A 22,346-nucleotide genomic window follows, 5' to 3' on the forward strand; every position below is an offset into this window, starting at 1 on the left:
CCGGATCCACGGGACCGACGACGTAGCCCACCAGGCGCTTGCTGCCGGCCGCGTCCTCGCGCGTGATCACCACCGCCTGCTCGACGCCGGCCACGGCGGCCAGAGCCGAACGCACTTCGCCCAATTCGATGCGATGCCCGCGAATCTTGACCTGTTCGTCGGCGCGGCCGAAGTACCGCAGCTGCCCGTCGGGGCCCCAGCTGGCCAGGTCGCCGGTCCGGTACATCCGGGTTCCCGGCGCACCGAACGGGCACGCCATGAAACGCGTTGCGGTCAGCGCCGATCGGCCCCAGTAGCCGACGCCGACGCCGCGGCCCGCCACGTACAGTTCGCCGATCGCGCCGGGGCGTACGGGACGCAGCCAGGCGTCGAGCACGAACAGCGCGGCGCCCGGAACCGGCGAACCGATCGGTGGCGCACCGGAACCCGCCGCCAGCGGCGTGCTCTTGGTCACCCACATCGTCGTCTCGGTCGGGCCGTAGACATTGCGCATCACGCGACCAGGCGCCCACCGGTCCACCAGTTCCGGCGGACAGGCCTCGGCACCGATCAGCAGCGCCATCGATTCCAGGCCTTCCGGCGACAACACACTCACTGCGGACGGTGTCTGCGCGAGCACCGTCACTTGCTCGCGAACGAGCAAGGCATGAAACTCATCTGCCGAGCGGACCACCGCGTCGGGCACCACCACCAGGCGCCCGCCGTGCAGCAGGGCTGCCCAGATCTCCCACACCGAGAAGTCGAACGAATAGGAGTGGAACTGCGCCCACACCTGATCGGGACCGAGCTCGAATCCGAGGTCCAGCCCCGCGAAGAGCTGGGTCACGTTGCGGTGCGTGACCGCGACCCCCTTGGGCAGCCCGGTGGTTCCGGAGGTATAGATGATGTGCGCGATGTCGTCGGGTCGCGGTCCCGAAAGTGTTGCCGTGACGTGGTTTTCGCCATCTCCGGCGGTGACGTCCAGCACTGGCACACCGAGGCCGGCGATCTCGTCGACCAGTTCCGCGGTGGTGACCACCGCCACCGGTGCCGCGTCGGTGAACATGAACTCGACGCGGTCCGCGGGCAGCGCCGGGTCGATCGGCAAGTACGCCGCCCCGGTCTTGAGCACCGCCAGGATCGCCATGACCGCGTCGGCCGAGCGCGGGAACACCAGGGCCACAGCCCGTCCCGGGCCCGCACCGTGGGCGGCCAACACGTGCGCCAACCGGTCTGACGCCTCGTCCAGTTCCCGATAGGTCCACGCCGACGCGTCGTAGGTCAGCGCCACCACATCCGGCGTCCGCGCCACCTGCTCGGCGAACAGCCCCGGAACCGTCTCGCCGGCAACGGGTTCTGCCAGCACACTCCGCCCGCTCCACTGATCCACCGTGGTCTGCTCGTCCGACTCGAGGGCAGCCATGGCCGAGATCGATTGTCCCGGTTGGGTGGTCATGGCCACCAGCACCGTCTGCAGCCGCTGGATCATCGCCGAGATGTCGGCCGCGCCGAACACCGTGGTGTCGTACTCGATACGGATGGTCAGTTCACGACCGGGCTGCGCCTGCACCGTCAGCGGATAGTGCGTGGATTCGTGAGTCGCGACATCCGTGACGGCCAGCTCGGCATCGCTCGACAAAGCCGCGGTGTCCACGGGGTAGTTCTCGAACGCGAACAGCGTGTCGAACAGCTGGTCCTGACCGGTGATGCGATGAATCTCGTTGAGCGCCAGGTGCTGATGGTCGAGGGTGTCGCTATAGCCACCCTGCAGCTGATCGAGCAGCTCCGCAGAGGTGGTCGTCGCGGTGAGGTGGGCGCGGACCGGCACGGTGTTGATGAACAGGCCGACCATCGATTCGACGCCGGAGACTTCCGCTGGCCGCCCGGACACCGTGGTGCCGAACACCACGTCGCGGCTGCCGGTCAGCCAGCACAGCAGCTGCGCGTACGCCGCTTGCAGCACGGTGTTGATGGTGGTGTGCCGTGACCGTGCCAATTCACCGACGGCCGTGGCTATTTCCTCGGGCAGCGTGACGGTCTCGACGGACCGGGGCCCCGACTCCGTGCGGCCGATCAATCCGACCAGCGTCGGCGTATCGATCCCGCGGAGCAGCTCGCCCCAGGCTGCGGTGGCCGCGTCGTGGTCCCGGTCGGACAGCCAGCTGACGTAGTTGCGGTACGGCGCGGCCGGCGGCAGCCGGTGGCCGTGATAGCCCGCGAAGATCTCCGCCAGCAGGATCGGCATCGACCAGCCGTCGAGCACGATGTGGTGGTTCGTCAGGACGAATCGGTACCGGTCGGGTGCGACTCGGATCAGTGCGGCGCGGAAGACCGGGCCCGTGGTCAGGTCGCACACCGCGGCCCGCTCGGCCGCGCGGATGTCCGCCAGCTCCGCTTCGGAATCGAGTTCCAGGTAGCGCCAAGCGGTTACGGGATCGGTCGGGATGACCTGCACTGGCTGCCCGAACCGCCGGTGGAAACTCGCCACCAGGTGCGGGTGCCGGGCGATGACGCCGCGCACGGCATCGTGCAGCCGGTCGACGTCGATTTGCCCGGTGATCCCGATGTCCAGCTGTCCGGCATACAGGTCCTCGCCGCCCTGGGCGGTGGTGGCGTGGAAGAGCAGACCCTGCTGAACCGGGGTGAGTGGCAGCACGTCGGCGACGCCGTGATGCTGCTCCAGCTCATCGAGCTGCTGCTGGCTGAGGCGCGCCGGCGCGATGTCCGACGGTGTGAGTCCTCCCCCACCGTCGGCGACATGGGCGCAGATGCCGGACAGTGCCTCGAACCACAGCCGGCTCAGGCGGGTCACCTGTTCCTCATCGAGTGCCGACGGAGCCCAGGTCCAATTGGCATGCAGCCGTGGGCCATCCGGGGTTTCGATGGTTCCGGCACCCAGTTCCAGGGTGTGCATGAGCGGCATGGGGATGGCCATCGCTGCCACGGCGGACGAATCCCTGATGCGCCAGAGCGCCTCGGAGAGTTCGGCGGTACCGCCCTGGCGCCCGAGGTAGTTGAAGCCGATGGCCGGATCCGGTCCCGCCACAGCCGCATCCGAGTTCAGGTAGCGCAGCAGCCCGTAGGTGAGCGGGTCCGGCAGCGCGCGGAGCTGCTCCTTGGCGTCCTTGACGAGGGCGCCCAGCGCGGTGTCACCGGTGATCACCTGCGCCCAGGTGACGTCCCCGAGGGTGATCGACACCGGGGACTTGGCGGTGAACCAGCCGACGGTCCGGGTCAGGTCGACGTCGGAGCCGAGTTCTTCCTGACGCCCATGACCCTCGACGTCGATGCCGACCGGCGTGCCGTGGGTACCGGCGAATTCGGCCAGCGCCAAGGCGAATCCGATCACCAGGATGTCGTTGATGCCGGCATGGAACGCCGCGGGGACGGCGCCCAGCAGCGTCGCGGTGGTCTCGGCATCCAGTTCGGCCGCCAGGTGTCCCGCGGTGGCGAAAGTGTCGACCGCGGGCTGCACAGCCGGCAATACAGCCGGAGCCTGCGCCACCTGTTGCCACGCGGCGACGTGTTCGATGACGCTCGGATCCTGGGCACGCTCGACGAGGACTTCCGCCCAGCGCTGGAACGACGTGCCGCCAGCCGGCAACGCCACCGGCTGACCGGCCCGGTGCTGCATCCACGCGATGTTCAGGTCTTCCAACAGGATTCGCCACGACACCGCGTCAACGGCCAGGTGGTGGATGATCACCGCGAGCTGCCGGGTGTCCGCCACCCACAGCGCGGCGAGCATCGTCCCCGCAGTTGGGTTCAGCTGCGCGCGAGCCGCGGCCAGTGCGTCGTCGGACCAGGTGTCCGCGGTGTGCAAGCACTCCCGCGCGTCCACGGTGCCTGGTTCAGCCGTGGTCAGCGACCAGCCACCGGCATCGTCTTCGTCGACACGCATCCGCAGCGTGGCGTGGCGATCCAGCAAGGCTTGCAACAGGAATGCCGCGTCGGCCTCGGTGGCATCCGCCGGTGCCTGCACCACCACGGTCTGGTTGAACTCGCCGGTGGGCCCGTCGACACTGCGCAGCCATTCGATGATCGGGGTGGCCGGCAGCGGCCCGACGCCCGAGTCCGATTCCCCGCCCGAGGTCTCGCCGACCTCGACCACCCGGGCCAGCCGGGCGACGGTCTGCTCGACGAACAGGTCCTTGGTCCGGCAGGTCAGGCCTGCCGCGCGCGCCCGCGTGACCACCTGCATCGACGAAATGCTGTCGCCGCCAAGGTCGAAGAACGAGTCGTCGATGCCCACGCGCTCGACCCCGAGCACCGCGGCATAGATGCCGGCGAGGATCTCTTCGATCGCGTTGCCGGGCGCCCGGTAGTCGCCCGCGGCGTACTCGGGCGCCGGCAGAGCACGGATGTCGAGCTTGCCGTTGGCCGTCAGCGGCAGCTCCGGGACCACGACCACCGCGGCCGGAATCATGTACGCCGGCAACCGATCTGCCAGCGCGGTACGGACTGCTACCGGGTCCGCCGATCCGGTGAGGTAACCGACCAGCCGCTTGTCCCCCGGCCGGTCTTCGCGGGCGATGACGGCGGCCTGCTCGACCCCGTCGAGGTCCGCCAAAGCGGCTTGGATATCGCCCAATTCGATGCGGTAGCCGCGAATCTTGACCTGATCATCGGCTCGGCCCAGGTAGTCCAGCTGACCGTCGGCGCGCCAGCGCACCAGGTCACCGGTGCGGTACATGCGGGCGCCGGGCTCGCCGAACGGGCAGGCCACGAAGCGCGAGGCGGTCAGCCCGCCGCGGCGCAGATATCCCGCGGCGATGCCGCCGCCGGCCAGGTACAGCTCACCGACGACACCGATCGGCACCGGCCGTAGATGGCTGTCCAGCACGAACGTCGAGCCGTTGGGTACCGGCGAGCCGATCGGCACCGTCTGTTGTTCGGGCGTCAGTGGCGCGCTGATCGCGGCGTAGATAGTGGCCTCGGTGGGACCGTAGGCGTTGATCATGACGCGGCCCGGCGACCAGCGCTCGACCAGTTCGGTCGGACATGCCTCGCCCGCGACCACGAGCGTGACCCCGTCCAGACCCGTCGGCGAAAGTGCGCCTGCCGCAGAAGGAGTCAGGCTAAGCACGGTGACCTGCTCGGCCACCAGCAGCGCGTGCAGGTCTTCCGGCGCCCGCGCGGCGGACTCGGGTACGACGACCAGTCGGCCGCCATTGAGCAACGCGCCGAAGATCTCCCACACCGAGACGTCGAACGCCAGCGAGTGCCACTGGCTCCAGACGCCCACGGCCGGCAGGCCGGAGTCCGGGGCGCCGATCAGCTGGGTGACGTTACGGTGCATCACCGCAACGCCTTTGGGGACGCCGGTGGTGCCGGAGGTGTAGATCAGGTACGCGACGTCGTCTGCGGCGGGCCCGGCCAGTGCCGTGTCGGGCTGGGCGTCGGCGGGGTCATCCACATCGATGACGGCCGCGTCCAGGCTGGAGACCCGGTCCGCCAGGTCATCCGTGGTGACCACTGCGACCGGCGTGGCATCCGTGAGCACGAATTCGACGCGGGACGCCGGCAGCGCCGGGTCGAGCGGCAGGTACGCCGCCCCGGTCTTGAGCACCGCCAGGATCGCCACGATCGCTTCCGCGGACCGCGGAAGCAGCAGTGCCACAGTCTGTTCGGGGCCGGCTCCGTGTTGAGCGAGCAGGTGCGCAAAGCGGTTGGCGCGCTTGTCGAGTTCCGCGTAGGTCAGCGTGCGGGCCTCGCAGCTCAGTGCCACGGCGTCGGGGGTCCGCGCGACCACTGCAGCGAACAGTCCCGGAATCGTGGCATCGCCCGCGGGCCGGGTCAGTGCGGTCCGGTTGCCGATGGCATCGATACGCGTGCGCTCGGCGTCGTCGAGCATCTCGACTGTGGACACCGGCGCTGTGGGATCGGCGCTGACTGCGGCCAGCACCCGCTGCAACCGTTCGATGAGCGTCTCGATACTGCCGGCGTCGAAAACGTCGGTGCGATATTCGACGGTTCCCGCGATGCCGGCCGCCGCACCGTCGTCGGTCCAGCGCTCGCCGAGTGAGAACGTCAGGTCCATGCGGGCGGTCTGGGTGTCCACCGGGAGCGGCGTCACCTCCAGGTCGCCGAGGGTAAGCCCGGCACCGTGCTGTCCTTGGCCGGGCAGGTTCTGCCACGCCAGCAAGACCTGCACCAGCGGGTGGTGCGTCAGGCTGCGCGTGGGGTTGAGCCGCTCGACCAGCACCTCGAACGGCACGTCCTGGTTCTCGTACGCCGCGAGGCTGCGCTGCTGTACCTGCGCGAGCAGGTCGGTGAAGGTCGGATCGCCGGTGAGGTCGACGCGCAGCACCAGGGTGTTGACGAAGAAGCCGACCAGGTCGTCGAGCGCCGGGTCGGTGCGGCCCGCGATCGGGAAGCCCACTGCGACATCGGAACTCGCGCTGACCGTGGACAGCAGCAGGGCGAGCGCGGCCTGCACCACCATGAATCCGGTCGCGTTGTGCTCGCGCGCCACCCGCGCGATCTGCTGCTGCAATTCGGCCGGCCAGTCGATGGCGACCGTCGCGCCGTGCTGATCGGCCACCAGCGGGTAGGGGCGATCGGTCGGCAATTGCAGCCGCTCGGGCAGCCCGGCCAACGCATCCTGCCAGTAGGCGAGCTGCGTCGCGATCGGGCTGTCGCCATCGTGCAGATCGCCGAATTGCGCACGCTGCCACAGCGTGTAGTCGACGTACTGCACCGGCAGGTCGGACCACGGCGGTGCCTGTCCGGCACAACGGCTCGCGTAGGCGATGCCGAGGTCGCGCGCCAGCGGCGTGATCGACCAGCCGTCGGCCGCGATGTGGTGCACCGCGGCGACCAGCACGTGCTCGTCCGCGGATACCCGGAACAGGCTGGCACGCAACGGAATCTCAGTGGACACGTCGAAGGCGTAGCGCGCCGCGCTGTCCACGGCGTCGTCCAGGCGAGCGGTCGACCAACCGGTCGCATCGGTGCTCTCCCAACCGATGTCGGCCTGGGACACCGGCAGCACCACCTGCTGCGGCACGCCGTCCGGTGCGACGAACACGGTACGCAGCGCTTCATGCCGGGCCACCACGTCGACCAACGCGGCGCGCAGCGCCTCGGCGTCCAATCGCCCGGCGAGCTTCAGCACCGTCGAGAGGTTGTACGTCGCGGACGGACCCTGCAACTGCTCGAGGAACCACAAGCGGTTCTGCGCGAACGACAACGGGATGACCTCGGGCCGTTCTCCTGCGACCAGCGGATCCCGGCGCGGCGTGGACGACCCGATCCGCGGCGCCAGCTCGGCGATGGTCGGCGCCTCGAACACCGTGCGCACCGCCAGGTCGGTATCCAGCGCGGCGTTGATCGCCGCGATCAGACGCATCGCGGCGATGCTGTCGCCACCGAGGTCGAAGAACGATTCGTCGACGCCGACGCGGCTGTGTCCCAACAGATTCGCGAAGATGCCGGCCAGGATTTCCTCGACCGCCGTCGCCGGCGCCCGGTACTCGCCCGCGGCATAGTCGGGTGCGGGCAGGGCACGGGTATCCAGCTTGCCGTTGGCGGTCAACGGCAAACGGTCGAGCGCCACGATCGCCGCGGGCACCATGTAACCCGGGAGTCGCCCGGCCAGCTCGGCTCGCACTGCGGCCGGATCAGCGGTCCCGGTCATGTACCCGACGAGGCGCTTGTCACCGGGTCGGTCCTCGCGGGCGATCACCGCAGCCTGCTGCACACCGTCCAGCGCCGCCAATGCTGTTTGGATATCACCGAGTTCGATGCGGTAACCGCGGATCTTGACCTGCTCATCAGCGCGGCCGAGATAGGTCAGCTGTCCGTCGGCACCCCAGCGCACCAGGTCGCCGGTGCGGTACATCCGCTGTCCGGGGGCCCCGAACGGGCAGGCCACGAACCGCGAGGCACTCAGTCCGGCACGCCGCAGATAGCCGACGCCCAACCCGGCACCGGCGACATACAGTTCGCCGATCACCCCGGGCGGCACCGGCCGCAACGAACCATCGAGCACGAACAGCGCGGCGCCGCCCACCGGCGAACCGATCGGCACCACTGTGGATTCCGACGCCGACTCGGCCGTCAGCGGTGCACTGATCGCGACGCACATCGTCGTCTCGGTCGGCCCGTAGGCATTGACCATCACGCGGCCGCCGGTCGCCCAGCGCTGCACCACCTCCGGTGAGCACGCCTCGCCGACCGCGACGAGCGTCGCCGACTCCAGTCCCACTGGAGACAACACCGCTGCCGCTGTTGGGGTCTGGGTCAGGACGGTAACGCCTTCGGTCACCAAGGTGTGGTGCAGATCCGCCGACGAACGGGCCACATCGTCGCCGATCACCACTACCCGGCCACCGCGCAGCAGCGGGCCGAAGAGCTCCCATACCGACACGTCGAACGCCAGAGAATGGGCGTGGCTCCACACCCCGGCGGCCGGCAGGCCCGCGTCGAGCGTGCCGAGCAGCTGGGTCACATTGGCGTGGGTGAGCCCGACGCCCTTGGGCACACCGGTGGTGCCCGAGGTGTAGATGACGTAAGCCAGCACGTCCGCGTTCGGCATCGTCAGCGCTGAATCAGGCTGTGCCGCAGCGTCGGCGACCGAGACGACCGCGCCACTGAAACCCGACAACAGTGCCGGGTCGGTGGTGATCGCCGCGACCGGGGCGGCGTCGTCGAGGACAAACTCGATCCGCGCCGACGGCCACGCCACGTCGACCGGCAGATAGGCCGCGCCCGTCTTGAGCACGCCCAGTATCGCGACGATGGCGTCGGTCGAGCGGGAAAGCAGCAGCGCGACAACCGAACCCGGTCCGACACCGTGGCTGGTCAGCAGGTGGGCCATCCGGTTCGACGCCGCGTCCAGATCCGCATATGTCATCGATGCGCCCGCGTCGGTGATCGCCACCGCGTCGGGAGCGCGCCGGACGTGGGTGGCGAACAACTCCGGAACGGACGGCTGATCAGACCTACGCGTCAAGACATCCCGATGACCGATCGCCTCGATCCGGGCGCGCTCGTGCGGCGTCAGCAGATCGACCGTGGACAGCGCTCGGCTGGGGTCGGCGGTCATGGCAGCCAGCACTGCTTGCATCCGGCGCACCAGCGCTTCGACGCTCGCCGCATCGAAAACGTCGGTGCGGAATTCGACGATGCCGCCGATGCCGGCGGGTTCGCCTGTGGCGCTCCACCGTTCGGACAGCGAGAACGCCAGGTCCATGCGCGCCGCCTGGGTTTCCACCGGCAGCGGAGTGACCGTCAGGTCGCCCAGGGTGAGGTTGCCCGTGCTGCCCACGTGCTGCCACGGCAGGTTCTGCCAGCCGAGCATCACCTGCACCAGTGGATGGTGGGACAGGGAGCGAGCCGGGTTCAAGCGCTCCACCAGTACCTCGAACGGCACGTCCTGGTGTTCGTAGGCCGCGAGGCTGCGCGCCCGCACCTGCGCCAAAAGCTCTTCGACAGTCGGGTTTCCGGTCAGATCGACACGCAGCACCAGGGTGTTGACGAAGAAGCCCACCAGGTCGTCGAGGGCAGGGTCGCGCCGCCCGGCGATCGGAAAGCCAATGGCGACATCGGAACTGGCGCCGAGCTTGGCCAGCATGACCGCCAGCGCGGCCTGCACCACCATGAAGCTGGTCGCGTTGTGTTCGCGCGCCACCCGCGCGATCTGCTGCTGCAACTCGGCGGGCCAGTCCACTTCGATCGTGGCACCGCGCAGGTCGGCGACCGCCGGGTACGGGCGGTCGGTCGGCAGGTCGATCCGGTCGGGAAGGCCGGCCAGGGCGTCCGCCCAGTAACCGAGCTGGGCCGCGACCTCACTGTCGGGAGCGTCGAGTTCGCCGAGTTGCCTGCGCTGCCAGAGCGTGTAGTCGACGTACTGCACAGCCAGCGGCGCCCAGCCGGGCGCTTCTCCGGCGCAGCGGCTGACGTATGCCGCGCCCAGGTCGGTCACCAGTGGCTGCAGCGACCAGCCGTCCGCGGCGATGTGATGGACCACTGCCACCAACAGGTGTTCATCGTCGGCGAGGCGGAACAGGCTGGCGCGCACGGGGATTTCGGTGGCCAGGTCGAACGCGTACTGCGCGGCGGCGCGTACCGCGTCCGCTCGTTGTGCGTCGGTCCAGGCACCGGCATCGATGACGTCCCAGCCGAGCTCGAGTTCGTCAGCGGGCACGATCACCTGCTGCGGCGTGCCTTCCGTCGCGGTGAACACGGTGCGCAGACTCTCGTGCCGGTCGACCACGTCGGCCAGCGCCGCGCGCAGCGCCTCGGGATCGAGCTGACCCTGCAGCCGAAGTATCACCGGCATGTTGTAAAGCGCTGACGCGCCCTGCAATTGGTCGACGAACCACAGCCGGTTCTGGGCGAACGACAGTGGGATGACGGCCGGCCTCTCGACCGCCACCAGCGGCTCGCGCCGCGTCGCGCCATCGCCGATCCGCGCCGCGAGCTGAGCCACAGTGGGTGCCTCGAAGACTGTCCGCACCGGCAGCTCGGCGTCGAGCGCCGCGTTGATCCCGGCGATCAACCGCATGGTGGACAACGAGTCTCCACCCAGGTCGAAGAACGAGTCGTCAACACCGACCCGCTCGACACCGAGAAGTTCGGCGTAGATGGCCGTCAGGGTTTCCTCGATCGCGCCCGACGGGGCCCGGTACCGCGTGGCGTCCTGGTAGTCCGGAGCCGGCAGCGCCCTGGTGTCCAGCTTGCCGTTGACGGTGACCGGCAGCGCCGGCACGCCGATGACGGCGGCCGGGACCATGTAACCCGGCAGCCGGTGCGCCAGCGCGGTGCGCGCCTCGGCCGGGTCTGCCGTGCCGACGATGTAACCGACCAGGCGCTTGTCGCCGGGACGGTCTTCGCGGGCGATCACCGCCGCATGCTCGACGCCGGGCAGCTCGGCCAATGCCGAACGGACATCGCCCAATTCGATGCGGTAGCCGCGGACCTTGACCTGCTCGTCGGCGCGGCCGAAGTAGTCCAGCTGCCCATCGGGGCGCCACGACACCAGATCTCCGGTGCGGTACATGCGGGTGCCCGGTTCACCGAACGGGCAGGCCATGAAACGTGTTGCGGTCAGGCCAGATCGGCGCCAGTAGCCGATACCGACGCCGCGGCCGGCGAGGTACAGCTCGCCGACCACTCCCGGCGGAACGGGGCGCAGCGACTCGTCGAGCACGAAGAACGCCGCACCCGCAGTGGGCGAACCGATCGGTGGTGCGCCGGAGCCCGCGGTCAGGGGCAGGCTCTTGCACAGCCACATGGTCGTCTCGGTCGGCCCGTAGACGTTGACCATCGTGCGGCCCGGTGCCCAGCGGCCGACCATCTCGGGCGGGCAGGCCTCGGCGCCGATGACCAGAGCGGCCGCGTCCAGGCCCTCGGTGGACAACACCGCTGCGGCAGAGGGCGTTTGGGTCAGTACCGTGACACGCTCGTGAACCAGCAGGTCGTGGAAGTCGTCAGCGGAGCGGGCCACGGCGTCGGGCACCACCACGAGCCGTCCGCCGTGCAGCAGCGCGCCCCAGATCTCCCACACCGAGAAGTCGAACGCATAGGAGTGGAACTGCGTCCACACCTGTTCCGCCGACAGCTCGATGCCGATCTCCAGGCCCTGGAACAACTGCACGACGTTGTACTGGGTGACCGCAACGCCTTTGGGCATACCGGTGGTGCCCGAGGTGTAGATCAGGTGAGCCACGTCATCGGGCGCGGGCCCGTGCGGCGGTGTGCTCGGCTGCGCCGCCACCGCAGTGTCGGCCACGTCGATGACCGTGACGCCGAATCCGTCGAACCGGTCCGCCAGATCGCCGGTGGTCACGACGGCGACCGGTGCTGCGTCGCCGAGCATGAACTCGATGCGGGCCGCCGGCAGTGCCGGATCGAACGGCAGATATGCCGCGCTGGACTTGAGCACCGCCAGGATTGCGACGATCGCTTCAGCGGAGCGTGAAAACAGCAGCGCGACAATCTGTCCCGGCCCGGCACCCTGCACGGTCAGCAGGTTCGCCAATCGGTTCGACGCCTCGTCGAGTTCCCGGTACGTCAGGGATCGGTCGCCGCAGACCACCGCGACCGCGTCGGGCGTGCGAGCAACCTGCGCGGCGAACACCTCGGGGACGGTGGTCGCTGCTGCCGGCTGCCCCAGCACGGCACGGTTCCCCCAGCGGTCCAGCCGGGCCTGCTCGACCTCGTCGAGCAGATCCACCGACGACAACCGCTGCTCAGGATCGGCGCTGAACGCCAACACCATTCGCTCGAACCGGCCGACGAGCGCCTGGATGCTCTCCGCGTCGAAGATGTCGGTGCGGAACTCCACCATCACGTCGAGTCCGTCGGGCTCCCCGTCGCCGTCCCAGCGCTCGCCGAGCGAGAACGCCAGATCCATGCGGGCCGTCTGGGTGTCCACCGTGAGCGGGGTAACCTGCAGATCGCCGAGGGCCAGCCCTGCCGCATCCCCAGCCTGCCAGGAGAAGTTCTGCCAGCCCAGTAGCACCTGGACCACTGGATGGTGGGTCAGGCTCCGGGTCGGGTTCAACCGCTCGACGAGCATCTCGAACGGCACGTCCTGGTGTTCGTACGCCGCCAGGCTCCGCCGGCGCACCTGCGCCAGGAGGTCGGCGAACGTCGGGTCGCCGCCGGAGAACTCACCCAGGTCGACCCGCAGCACCAGGGTGTTGACGAAGAAACCGACCAGTTCGTCGAGGGCGGCGTCGCGCCGGCCCGCGATCGGGAAGCCCACCGCCACATCGGAAGTCGAGCTGATCCGCGCCAGCAGCGCGGCGAACGCCGCCTGGATCACCATGAAGCTGGTGGCGTTGTGCTCACGGGCGACACGACGGATCTGCTGCTGCAGGGCGACCGGCCACTGCACGGTCACCCTGGCGCCGTGGTGATCGGCCGTCGGCGGATACGGACGGTCGGTCGGCAGGTCGAGGCGCTCGGGCAGTCCCGTCAGGGTCTCCTGCCAGAAGTCCAGCTGCGCGGCGATCGGGCCGTCCGCGTCATCGAGTTCGCCGAATTGCGCACGCTGCCACAGCGTGTAGTCGACGTACTGCACCGGCAACGGCGACCAGTCCGGGGCCCGACCCGCACACCGGCTGGCATAGGCCAACCCGAGATCGCGCACCAGCGGGGTGACCGACGAGCCGTCCGCGGCAATGTGATGCACCACGATGACGAGGATGTGGTTGTCGTCGGTGGCGCGGAAGAGCTTGGCGTGGAACGGGATCTGCGCGGACAGGTCGAAAGTGTGGCGGGCCGCCGCGGTCACCGCGTCGTCCAGCTTGCGTGCCGGCCAGCCGCCGGCGTCGATGGTCTCCCAGCCGATATCGGCCTGGTCCGCGGGAATGATCACCTGTTCGGCGGTGCCCTCCGGGGCCACGAACAACGTTCGCAGGCTTTCGTGGCGGGCCACCACATCGGCCAGGGCCCGGCCCAGCGCGTCGGTGTCGAGGCGGCCGCGCAGCCGCAGGGCCACGGCCAGGTTGTAGATGGCCGACGGTCCCTGCAACTGGTCGAAGAACCACAGCCGGTTCTGGGCGAACGACAACGGAAGTGCGGTCGGCCGCGCATCGGTCGGGACAGCCACCAGCGGCGCCAGCCGCGTCGCGTCCCCGCCGATCCGCGGCGCCAGCTGCGCCACGGTGGGTGCCTCGAACAGCGCGCGCACCGAAAGATCAACGGCCAAGCTCGAATTGACGGCGCCGATCAGCCGCATCGCCGACAGCGAGTCGCCACCCAAGTCGAAGAACGAGTCGTCCACGCCGACCCGCTGCACACCCAGCACCTGGGCGTAGATGTCGGCGAGGATCTCTTCCACCACGCCGGCCGGAGCCCGGTAGCCGTCGGTGTCCGTGTACTCGGGCGCCGGCAGCGCCTTGCGGTCGAGCTTGCCCGACGTCGTCAGCGGCATCTCGTCGAGCACCACGATGTGCTGCGGCACCATGTAGTCGGGCAGCCACGCGCTCAGCCGGTTCCGGACGGCGCTGATCTTCGTGCTGCTGTGCGGCTCGTTGGCGTGGACCCCGGGGTGTGCGTGCGGACGATACAAGTCCGTCAGCGGCACCCCTGCCGAACCAGCATCGCCCGGGCTGACGAAGACGGCGTCGACACAGCCGGGCTCAGCACCCCAGGTGACGGCGACCTGGTATCCCGCGTCCTCACCGACGCGGTGCAGTTCTTCCGTTGTGGTCTCTGGCGTTTCAGGAGTTTCCGCGTCCGCCCGGATGCCGGCGAGTTCCTGCTCCAGCCGGACGTCGATGCGCACTCCCGCGCGGGGAATGCCGGTGACGCGGATCGCCTCCGGCCGCAGGCCGGCCAACCGCCGCTGCAGCCCGTCCAGGTCGGCGCATTCGCCCCACGTCCAGGTGGCGATCTCGGCCATCGAACGGCCGGCGGCGGGCGCCTTGTGGATGGTGACGTCGTAGCGGTATCGATTGAGCTCGTTGTCCGCGGTGCCGCGCTTGATCCGAATGCCAAGCCCGACAGCCGATTCCCGCCGCGCCGCCCAGGTCGTGAAGAATTCCGGCGCGAGGAGCAGTTCGGCTTCACCGAGCACGGCATGCTCGACGCGCTGACGCAGGACCGCGGCATCGGTCTCACCCTCACTGCGGGCCACTACGATGGCGGTCTGGAAAGTGTTCTGCAGACTGTGATTACGGATGTCGCCAAGGAACAGGGTGCCGCCGGGCGCCAACAGTTCCACCGCTTTGTCGATGACCTCGGTCAGGTAGGCCGCGTTGGGGAAGTACTGGACCACCGAGTTCACGATGACGGTGTCGAAGTGACCACGGGGCAGTCCGTCGGTGACGTGCGCTGCCCGGGCCATGAACTCGACCCGATCGCGCCACGGAATCTGCAACTGCTGCAACGAATGTGCCAGTTTGTCGACCGCAGCCGACGAGACATCGGTGGCGACATACTGCTCGCAGTGCGGCGCGATCTGGGACAGGATTAGACCGGAGCCGGCACCGATCTCGAGCACCCGCCGCGGATGCAGCGCCATGATCCGGTCGATCGTGGCGGCCCGCCATTGCTGCATCTCGGCCAGCGGAATCGGCTCGCCGGTGTAGCTGCTGTTCCAGCCCCGGAAATCCGAACCGAACTCGGGCGCTTCACCTTCCGCGTCGGCGGCGGCGTACAGCTCGTCGTAGATGTCCTGCCATTCCCCGACGATCTCCGCGTCATGCTCGGTGTCGCGTTTGCCGTCGGTGGCGTGTTCGAAGGTGAGGTAGCCGACCAGTTGTGCGCCGCCGGTGCCGTGGTGCACGGTGGCAGCGGCCTGACTGACCTGCGGGCAGGCCAGCAGCGCACTTTCAATCTCGCCCAGTTCGATGCGCTGACCGCGCAGTTTGATCTGGGTGTCGGCCCGGCCCAGGTAGTCCAGTGTGCCGTCGGCGTTCCAGCGCGCCAAGTCGCCGGTGCGGTACATGCGGTTGCCGGAATCATCCGGTCCACCATGGGGATTCGCGACGAACCGTTCGGCGCTCAGGGTGGGTCGGCCGACGTAGCCGAGCGCCACCGCCGGGCCGGCGAGGTACAGCTCGCCGGTGACACCCGGCGGTACGGGGTTGAGCTGGGCGTCGAGCACCAGGGTCCGGGTACCCGCGATCGGCGTCCCGATGTTCACCTGCCGGCCCGGCAGCAGCGGGGTACCGGTGGCCCAGATGGTGGACTCGCTGGGCCCGTAGGCGTTGAACATGCTGCGACCTGGCGCCCAGGCGTGCACCAGTTCGTCGGGGCAAGCCTCACCGCCGGTGATCAACGTGGTCAGGCCGTCGAGTCGCGTGCGGTCCAGGGACGCCACGACCGTCGGGGTGAGCAGTGTCGCGCTGACCCGCTGCCGTTGCATCAGGTCGACGAGCGCCTCGCCGGCGTACACGTCCCGCGGTGCCACCACCAGCGCACCTGCCGCGCCGGTCGCCATCAGGATCTCGAACAGGGACGCGTCGAAGGTCGGCGCCGCGACCATCAGCACGCGGTCGTCGGCGGCCAAGCCGTAGGAGTCACGTTGTGCCGCAGCCGCTCCCAGCAAGCCAGCGTGGCTGACCGCGACGCCCTTGGGCTCGCCCGTGGAGCCCGACGTGAAGATGACGTAGGCGGTGTTGTCGACCGTCAGCGGCAGTGCGCGGTCGGCGTCGGTGATCGGTTCCGCGCAGTAGCCGGACAGGTCGACGTCCGCCCGGATCACCGGGCGCGCGCCGGCGCCACCGACCTGGTCGACGTCTCGCGTGAGAACGCAGGCGGCGGCCACCGAATCCAGCACCGTGGCAATGCGTTCGACGGGATGGGTGCGGTCCACCGGCACGTATACGCCGCCGGCCTTGAGCACGGCCCACCACGCCACCACCAGGTCGGCGCAGCGGTCCATGGCCACGCCCACCGCGCGTTCCGGACCGACACCGTGGTCGATGAGCAAGCGCGCCAGGCGATTCGAAGCTTCGTCGAGTTCGCGGTACGACAGCACGCGCGCCCCGTCGACGACGGCGACGGCAGCCGGATCGACCGCGACGGCAGCGGCCAGCAGCTCGGGCCCGAGTCCGACCGGCGCGCGGGTCCCGGCCCCGGACCAGTGCTGCAGCCGGTCTTGCTCGGCCGCGTCGAGCAGGTTGATGGACAACAACTTCCGCGTCGGGTCGTCGGTCATCGCGACCAACAGCCGGCGCAACCTGCCGATCATCGCCTCGATGCCGGCCTCGGTGAACACCTCGTTGTCGTATTCGATGTGCAGCCCGAGCTCATCGCCCGGGAACGCCTCGACCGTCAGCGGGTAGTGGTTGAACTCCCGGTTCGCGAACGACGAGATCGTCAGTTCGGCACCGTCGTCACCGCCGACCGACACTCCGGCTTCGACCGGATAGTTCTCGTACACGAACAGCGTGTCGAAGAGTTGGTCGTGACCGGCGACGCGGTGAATCTCGCCCAGCGCCAGGTGCTGATGATCGAGTGTGTCGTTGTGCGCGGTCTGCAACTGATCGAGCAGGCCGGTCACCGTGGTACCCGCGGCGAGGTTGGCGCGGACCGGCACGGTGTTGATCAGCAGGCCCACCATCGATTCGGTGTCGCCCATGTCCAGCTGACCGAGCCGGGACCGCGCGGTGCCGAATGCCACGTCCTGCTTGCCCGTCAGCGACGTCAGCAGCACGGCCCAGGCCCCTTGCAGCACAGTGCTGACGGTGGTCTGGCAGGAACGCGCCAACTCCCCGAGTGCGCGGGTGGTCTCTGCCGGAATCTCGAACGACGCAAAGCCGCGCCCGCCCCGTCCCAGCCGGTCCTGCAGCCGGTCCTGTGGGCCCACCAGCGTCGGCGTATCGAAGCCCGCCAGCACGGCACCCCACGCCGCGCGTGCCGCATCGAGGTCCCGATCGGCGAGCCAGGTGATGAACTTCCGGTACGACGCCGCCGGCGGCAACCGGTGCCCGGCATAACCGGCGAAGATCTCACGCAGCAGGATCGGCAGCGACCAGCCGTCGAGCACGATGTGGTGGTTGGTCAGCACGAACCGGTGCCGGTCCTGGGCGATGCGGATCAACAGGGCCCGGAACGGCGGCTCACCGGCGAGATCGCCGACGGCGATGCGCTCGGCGGCACACAGCCGCTGAATCTCATCTTCCTCGAACGCCCCCGTCACGCCGAAATCGATGAAATTCCAGGAGATTTCGGGTTCGGTCAGGATCATCTGAACCGGCTCGTCGAACTGCTGGCAGAACGTGGCCGCCAGGTGCGGATGCCGGTTGACCGTGCGTTGCACCGCATCACGGAGTCGCTGTGGATCCAGTGCGCCGGTCAGCGTGAAATCGAGCTGTACCGAATACATTTCGGCCGCGACGTCAGCCCGTTCGTGCGCGGTGCTGCTGTGGAACAACAGGCCCTGCTGCAACGGCGTCAGCGGCAGGATGTCGGCGACGCGGTACTGCTGCCGCAACTGGTCGATCTGCTGCTGGCCCAGGCGCGCAGGCGCGATATCCGACGGCGTCAGCCCGCCACCACCGGCCCGCACGTGTGCACAGATGCCCGACAGCGCCTCGAACCACAACCGGCTCAACCGGTTCAGCTGGGCGTCGTCGAGGACGGACGTCGCCCACGTCCAGTCGGCCTGCAGTTGCGGGCCGGCATCGGTGTCGACGGTTCCGGCGTTCAGCTCGACGGTGTGGAACAGCGGCAGCGGTGCCGCGGCGCCGGCCAGGGACAGTTCGTCCCGCCCCAGCCGCCACAACTCGTCGATCCCGGCGATCTGCGGGAAGCCAAGGCGCCCCAGATAATTGAACCCGATGCTCGGTTCGGCGCCGTCCAGATCAATGTCGTCGTTCAGGTATCGCAGCACGCCGTAGGTCAGACCGGCGGGCTGGGACCGCAGCTGTTCTTTGGCCGCTTTGACAACTGCGCCGAGCGCTTCGTCACCCGCGATGATCTGCGTCCAGGTCAGCTGGCCCATCGAAAGCGCCACCGGGTACTTGGCGGTGAACCAGCCCACGGTCCGCGACAGGTCGACGTCGGCCGCGATGTCTTCGTCACGCCCGTGGCTTTCGACGTCGATGCCGATGGGGGCGCCGGTGCTGCCCAGGAATTCCGCGACCGCGAGGGCGAACCCGATCAGCAGAATGTCTTGCACCCCAGCGTGAAATGCCGCCGGGACCTCGCCGAGGAGCGCATGCGTGTGGTCGGCGTCCAGGGTGACCGACAACTGGCCCGCGGTGCCGTAGGTGTCCACAGCAGGGTCCGCCGCCGGTAGGGCCGCGGGTACCGAAGCGATGTGGCGCCAGGCCGCCGCCTGCGCCGGCACGTCCGGCTGGTGCGCGTGCTCGGCGAGCAGCGCAGCCCACTTCTGGAATGACGTTCCGGTCGTCGCCAACTCCACCGGCTGGCCGGCGCGGTGCTGAGCCCACGCGATATTGAGGTCTTCCAACAGGATTCGCCACGACACCCCGTCGACCGCGAGGTGGTGCACGATCAGGACCAGCTGTCCGGTGGTGCCGACCCACAAGCCGCTCACCATCAGCCCGGCATTCGGTTTCAGCCGGGTCCGCGCCGCAGCCACCGCTGCTTCGGACAGCTCATCGACCTCGACGACGCACTCATGGGCAGCGACCGAACCGGCTTCGGGTACCTCCAGGGTCCCATCGGTGCCGACGCACAGCCGCAGCATCGCGTGCCGATTCAGCAAGGCCTGCAACAACATCACCGCGTCGGCCGCTGTGGCGCCATGCGGCGCCTGCAACACCAGGGTCTGGTTGAACTGGTCGACCGGGCCCTCGACACCAGCGAGCCACCGCATGATCGGGGTGGTCTGCACCGGTCCGATACCTTCGTCGACCACATCATCCGCGCCATCGGTGACGGTCACCGTCTGCGCCAGGCGCGCCACCGTCTGCTCGACGAACACGTCACGCGGGCGGCACGCCAGACCGGCGGCCCGAGCCCGCGCTGCCACCTGCATCGCGAGGATGCTGTCGCCGCCCAGCTCGAAGAACGAGTCGTCGACGCTGACGGCCGCCGATTCCAAGCCGAGGATCTCGGCGTAGATGGCGGCCAGGATCTCCTCCACCGGGCTGTCGGGCGCACGGTAGTCGTCGCCCGTGTACTCCGGGGCCGGCAGGCTGCGGGTGTCGAGCTTGCCGCTGGTGGTCAGCGGCAGTTCGGACAGCGCCACCACCGCGGCGGGCACCAGGTATGCCGGCAGCCGATCCGCCAGGGCGGCCCGCACTTCGACCGGATCGACGGCGCCGGTGACGTAGCCGACGAGGCGCTTGTCGCCGGGACGATCCTCCCGGACGATCACTGCCGCCTGCACGACGCCGTCGAGCGCCGCCAAAGCTGTTTGTACCTCACCCAATTCGATGCGGTAGCCACGAATCTTGACCTGCGCATCAGCGCGGCCGACGTACCGCAGCTGGCCGTCGTCGCCCCAGTACACCAGGTCGCCGGTGCGGTACATGCGGTCGCCGGGCTTACCGAAAGGGCAGGGCACAAAGCGGGATCCGGTCAATGCGGTCCGGTGCAGGTACCCGACACCGACGCCACCGCCGGCCACATACAGTTCTCCGACGACGCCGGGCTGCACCGGCTGCATCCAGCCGTCCAACACGAACAGGGCCGCGCCGTTCGGCGGCGATCCAATCGGCGCCGCGCCGCCGCCGGCCGCCAGCGGCGCACTGATCGCCGCGTAGATGGTGGTCTCGGTCGGGCCGTAGCCGTTGACCATCACGCGCGCGGGGGCCCACTGGTCGACCACCTCGGCCGGGCACGCCTCGCCGCCCATCACCAGAGCGCACGACTCGAGGCCCGTCATGTCCAACATGCCGATGGCAGAAGGCGTTTGGGTGAGGACCGTGACCTTTTCGGCGATCAGGAAGTCATGGAACTCGGCCGGATCAGCGGACACCGACTCGGGCACCACCACCAGTCGGCCGCCGCGCAGCAGCGCGGAGAAGATCTCCCACACCGAGAAATCGAACGCGTACGAATGCCAATGTGACCAGGCCTGCTCGGACGGCAGGCCGGCGTCCTGCGACGCGATCAGCTGGGTCAGGTTCTGATGGGCGATCGCAACGCCTTTCGGCGTGCCGGTCGTTCCCGAGGTGTAGATGACATAGGCGACATCGTCGGGCTCGGGCCCGGCCGCGGCCGGCCAGTCGCCGGGCTCGTCGAATGCGTCGCGCTCTCGCACATCGACGACGATGCCGTCGAACCCATCGAACCGGTCTGCCAGCGCAGCGGTGGTGACGGCCGCGAACGGCTGAGAGTCGTCCAGCATGAAGGTGATTCGGGACGCCGGCAGCGCCGGGTCGATCGGCAGATATGCCGCACCGGTCTTGAGCACGCCCAGGATCGTCACGATGGCCTCGGTGGAACGCGGCAGCATCACCGCCACGCGCCGACCCGGGCCCGCACCGCGGTCGGCAAGCAGCTGAGCCATCTGGTTCGACGCGCGGTCGAGTTCCCGGTAGGTGAGCGCCCGACCGTCGCCGCTGAGCGCGACCGCCTCGGGCACGCGAGCCACCTGATCGGCGAACAGCGCCGGTATCGATGCCGGCGGGTCCGTCTCAGTGGCGAGCGTCGCCCAGTTTCCGAGTTCGGCCAGCCGTTCCTCGGCCGGTGCGCCCAGCACCGGCAACGACGACAGGCGCTGCGCTGGATCTGCCGTCATCGCGGTCAGCACCCGGTCCAGCTGGTCCGCCAATTCGACGACGTCGAGCTGACGGGTACCGAACGTCGTGACGGACAACTCGTCGCCCGTGCCCGAGAACGCCAGTCCGGAACCTCGCCCAAGACCTGAGATCAGTTGCGCTGCCGCGGTGGCCTCGCCGAGCGGCACGGTGAACCCCGACGGCAGAAAGTCCACCACGATCCGGTCGGCGCCCACCCCGTGCATCTTGCGTTCGAGGGCCTGTACCGGAAATCGCTGATGGCGCACCGCTTCTCGGGTGCGAGTGTGCACATGCGCACAGAACTCGGCGACCGTGGCATCGGGGGAAACCTGCAGGACCAGTGGCACCACCCCGGCAACCATGCCGGGCAACGTCTTCGACACCTGCAGCACGCGCCGGGTCACCGGCAGGTCCAGCACCACCTCGTTGCCGTCCGCTGACCGGCCGCGCAAGACCAGCGCGCAAGCGGCGATGAGCACCGTCGACCGGCGCACATCCCAGGCCTCGCACAGTCGTTCCACCTGAGCCAACAGCGCAGGGGCGAGCTGGATCGGCTCCGACGAGCCGTCCTCGGCATCCGCCGCGTCGCCGAGCCGGAGCTCACGGGTGGGCTCTGCCGGCAGGTTCGCCGTCCAGTACGCCTCGTCCTCGGCGTAGTCCGCGGAGGCTTCGTACGCTGCTTCGCAATCGAGCAGATCCTGCAGCGAACTGAAGTACGATGGCTGAATCGCTACGCCCGCAACAGTTTCCGAGTAGACCGTGGCGATCCGCTGCAGGACCAGCGCCAGTCCGATGCCGTCGGCGACGATGTGGTGGCAGCACGCGAAGAAGAACGATTCGGCCGGACCGGCCTGGAAGTACGCGAAGCGCAGCAGTAGGCCGTCGAGCGGCATGGGGGTGCGCTGCAGCGCCGAGGATATGGCGCGCGCCTCGACCATCGGTTGGTCGGCGTGGGTCAGATCGACGAAGACCACGTCGAAATCGGCGGCAGCGAGGACCCGCTGGCGGACCTGACCATCGGTCTCCGAGAAGGTCGCCAGTACCGGATCGGCTTCCCCGACGACGCGCCGGATCGACTGCTCGAACAGCCCAAAATCGACTGGTCCGTCAATTTTTGCGAAGATGCCGAGTTGCCACTCCGCAGCCGATTGACCCGTTTCCTGCGCGAGCCAGATATCCAACTGCCCACGCGTGACCGGCCACGACGAATCGCCGAGATCCATCCCTAACCCTGAAATACCGAAT

Annotated in this window: 1 protein-coding gene (only partly in view); it reads right to left on the reverse strand. The window is 69.0% G+C overall.

Annotation, left to right across the window (positions count from 1 at the left end; all coding sequences use genetic code 11):
• Positions 1–22,324, reverse strand: the 5' portion of a protein-coding gene (locus TL10_RS18870; RefSeq protein WP_043986828.1) for a non-ribosomal peptide synthase/polyketide synthase. It extends 8,669 nt beyond the left edge of the window; 22,324 of the gene's 30,993 nt are visible here — the first part of the coding sequence; it begins with the start codon at positions 22,322–22,324; its stop codon lies off the left edge, out of view.
• Positions 22,325–22,346 lie beyond the last annotated feature (22 nt).

It is taken from the genome of Mycolicibacterium llatzerense, from assembly GCF_000878195.1.
Lineage (GTDB): Bacteria > Actinomycetota > Actinomycetes > Mycobacteriales > Mycobacteriaceae > Mycobacterium > Mycobacterium llatzerense.